At 29.2% G+C, this 3357-nt stretch carries 4 protein-coding genes and 1 pseudogene; all 5 read right to left on the bottom strand.

The genetic code is table 11. The annotated features are described in order from the left end of the window. Window positions 1-769 (bottom strand): annotated as a pseudogene (locus tag KSU54_RS18240) (L,D-transpeptidase family protein); the annotation flags it as partial. A gap of 51 nt (window positions 770-820) precedes the next feature. Continuing rightward, window positions 821-1060 (bottom strand): helix-turn-helix domain-containing protein, encoded by a 240-nt coding sequence (locus tag KSU54_RS18235; protein WP_054322809.1) that lies wholly within the window; start codon window positions 1058-1060, stop codon window positions 821-823. 705 nt (window positions 1061-1765) lie between these two features. Then, window positions 1766-2227 (bottom strand): single-stranded DNA-binding protein, encoded by a 462-nt coding sequence (gene ssb / locus KSU54_RS18230; RefSeq protein ID WP_054322810.1) that lies wholly within the window; start codon window positions 2225-2227, stop codon window positions 1766-1768. Window positions 2228-2257: 30 nt separating this feature from the next. Continuing rightward, window positions 2258-2641: a hypothetical protein gene (locus KSU54_RS18225; RefSeq protein WP_217746743.1), complete on the bottom strand. Its 384-nt coding sequence runs from the start codon at window positions 2639-2641 to the stop codon at window positions 2258-2260. Between the two features lie 39 nt (window positions 2642-2680). Beyond that, window positions 2681-3274: a hypothetical protein gene (locus tag KSU54_RS18220; RefSeq protein ID WP_217746744.1), complete on the bottom strand. Its 594-nt coding sequence runs from the start codon at window positions 3272-3274 to the stop codon at window positions 2681-2683. Between the last annotated feature and the right edge of the window lie 83 nt (window positions 3275-3357).

Genomic DNA, 3357 nt, shown 5'->3' with positions numbered 1-3357 from the left:
TGCTTCCTTTACTGGAATTAGAACTAATTTTAGTATTTGCTGTATCGTCTTGAGCTGTCGCTTTATCTCTTAATGTATTGCGAATAGATTTTGTTCCATCTTCATTAGTTACTGTTTCTGTTACAAGTTCTTGATTTACATTTGGAGCTTCTGTTATATTAACTGTTAGTTCTTTAGTAGTTTCATTACTAGAAGTATCCTTAGCAGTAACTTTTAATACATATGTTCCTACTGTGTTACTGTTAACTGCACTGCTGTCGTATCCTACCTCTACAGGCGATAGATCTGTTGCACTAAATAAATTAAGACCTGTAAAATCATATGCTGCTAAATCTGTTCCTTTTACAATATCTATATCACGAAATTCTGTATTTAGCTCTGGAGCTGTAGTATCAGCGACTTTAACTTTTTTAACAAGTGTATTATCATTAAAGGTCATTGTTATCTTATACTCTCCAATTGCTGGATAATCTTTACCATCCTCATATTTAAAATTAGATTTTATACTTAATCCATTTTTTAATATTTTTTTATCTTCATCATCCATACCTTCTGTATTCAATAATTTCATGCCATTGACAGAATATTTCTCACCATATTCTAGTTTAATAGCTTTACTATCACTTAGAACAAAATCGGGTAAATTAGCTCTTGCTAAAGCATATATACCCAGTATACTAGCTAAGAGTACTGCAGCTGAAGTAATTCCTGCAATAATATGTTTTTCTCCTGTATCTAAATAATTTAAACATAATTTCTTAATCTTCATTTTAGCTTCTCCCTCTAAATAAAAAACTGGCCCACATAGTGAAACAGTTTTTTATATCTTTGATTTTTCATTTCTAGTATTTCGAATTTCACTATTATCTAACCCACATAAATAATCAAGGCTAACTTTATATAATTTTGCCAACTGTATCAGTTTATCTACTGGTGGTAACTGTTCATTAAGCTCATATGCTGCAATTGATGAACGCTTTATACCTGTCAATATTGCAACTTCATTTTGGGTCAAATTTTGTTCAATTCTCAACTCTCTTAATTTCTTTCCAATTTTCATAATCTCCCACCCATATATAATTTACCAAAAATAGTGTTATTTTAGGTGACATCCTTGCAATTTGTCATTTTTTTTAGTAGGTCAAATGACCTACCATATAATTCTTTTTTGGTGACTGCCTTTGCCTTTAATTGTGATCGTATTTCACGATCACTTGAATATGCGGTTTTTTGCGTACAATTGGGAGTGCATAGGAAAACAGAAAAGGAAATTTTATTTTCTTTTTTGTTTGACTTGCCGAGCAAGTCGGACAGCAAAAAATGTTTTTGTCAATAATGACTGTGCAGCAGTCAAGATAAAATAAATTTTTATTGTGGCCTTCAGGTCCAGTAAAAATTTATTTTTCGCTTATTGACAAATAACAAGCTGTTAATAATAAAACTCTCTCCTACAGATTTTTAATGTAGACCATTTTGTTAATAGAAACTTTATTCTTGTAATTATCACTTTCAATTGTTATGATTGTTAATATTCTTTTATATATTTTTTAAATAACAAAATTTATTTTATCCCGAATATTTTGTTATTGAATAGAGGTAGGTCATTTGACCTACCTCTATTTCAGATTATAAAGGATGATACGGGAAAGAAAATAGGGAATAGTTATCATCCTTAGCTTTATAAAATCCGCCGAGATTGTTTGTATGGGAGATATCTCTACTGTTTATTTAAAGGCGGAAATAAAAGGTACTATAAATAGTACCTTTATTCAAACGGAAGATCCTCAGGTAAAATATCAAACGTATTCGCTGAATTATCAAATTCCTTTTCCAAATCTTCACTATTATAAGTTTTTTCTACTTTATTTTGTGGCTGCTGCATTTGCTGTAATTGTCTTTCACGGGCAGATTTTGTTTCTAAGAACTGTACACTGTCACAAATAACTTCTACAACATATACCTTTTTACCTTGGCTATTATCATAGCTACGTGTCTGAAGTCTACCTTCAACTCCTACAAGACTACCTTTTGAACAGTATTTTTCAACATTTTCAGCTGGCTTACGCCATACAATACAGTTGATAAAATCAGCCTGTTGTTGACCCTCTCTGCTTGTAAAATTGCGATTTACTGCTAAAGTAAATGAAGTAACAGCATCTCCACGTGGTGTCCTTCTAAGTTCAGGATCTCTTGACAGTCTTCCAACTAATACTACTCTGTTTATCATATTCTTCTCCTTTAATCTTTGTTTATATAGTTATTTTATATAATCTCTACTTATACTTAACTCTACTGAAACAAGCCTATTAAATAAACCGTATCCAAACTTAACCACTGGTTTTTCAATGTTAGTCTCATATATTTTTACTTTATCGAGATTATATGTACTTTTTACCAGTTCATTATTTTCATCCTTGTACCAGAAATGTATCTCATCATTTTTATCAATATATGCATATGTAATTTCATCTTTTCTTCCATCTGAATCATCATCAACTACATTTATTAGTTCATATTCTTTATAATATCTCTCATTGTTAAAAAAATTTCCATAAAGCACTAATACTATATAAGCTCCTACACAAAATATAAGCACTCGTATCAAAAAATATCCAAAATCAGTCGAAGTATCAAATTCCATCTTAAACCCCCATCTTCCTAGTTTTATATTATTTTCTATTTACTTCCATATTTTACATTCCCAACAATCAATATCAATTTTATCGAATGATATCTTATTAATCTGATAATAACTATAAATTTCTAACTCATTGTATTTTGTCTTTTTCCGTATTTTAGTTAATGGTGGATAATCTATGTACCTGTTGCTTCCTTTTTTTATTATCTCGTATTTTTTCTTAAATTCTTTCTGTTCATACAAAATGTCATTTATATAATCCAGTTCACCATCCTTGATTTTATATAAATATTTCTCATTAATTTTATCATTTACATCTTCAAGCATATATGATAATTTTAACTGCAAATAAAAAATCATTAAAAAACCAAAAGCAAGTACTATAGGAAATACTATTGGGTTTAACGAATATAGATCTAGTCTCTTATCTACATTGAACGCTAATACTAAACCTGTCAATAAAAATAATACTTCTGCAATTATAATTATTAATGGTTTAGAAAAATGTATTAGCTTTTTTCTAAACTCTCCAATTCTTTCTCTTTTATAATAAACATCCAGCAAATCACTCATAATTTTTTCTGCTATTTCATCACCTTTAACCATTTCATTTATTTTAAGCAGTTCTTTTTTCATAACTATCCCCCTATATTCTTATTTTTTGCATACTTAAAAATAGCGGATTAATTATAATGTCTTAGTATTTCAAGTATCAGCAT

It is taken from the genome of Erysipelatoclostridium sp. MSK.23.31 (genome assembly GCF_019125875.1).
Classification (GTDB): domain Bacteria; phylum Bacillota_I; class Bacilli_A; order Erysipelotrichales; family Coprobacillaceae; genus Thomasclavelia; species Thomasclavelia ramosa.
The sequence above is the reverse complement of the archived record's forward strand: the minus strand, read 5'-3'. Positions and strand labels throughout refer to the sequence as shown.

Bases quoted from the DNA above. Each gene is read 5' to 3' on its own strand.
- KSU54_RS18225 (WP_217746743.1), bottom strand. From the start codon at position 2,641: ATGGAATTTGATACTTCGACTGATTTTGGATATTTTTTGATACGAGTG.
- KSU54_RS18220 (WP_217746744.1), bottom strand. From the start codon at position 3,274: ATGAAAAAAGAACTGCTTAAAATAAATGAAATGGTTAAAGGTGATGAA.
- ssb (WP_054322810.1), bottom strand. From the start codon at position 2,227: ATGATAAACAGAGTAGTATTAGTTGGAAGACTGTCAAGAGATCCTGAA.
- KSU54_RS18235 (WP_054322809.1), bottom strand. From the start codon at position 1,060: ATGAAAATTGGAAAGAAATTAAGAGAGTTGAGAATTGAACAAAATTTG.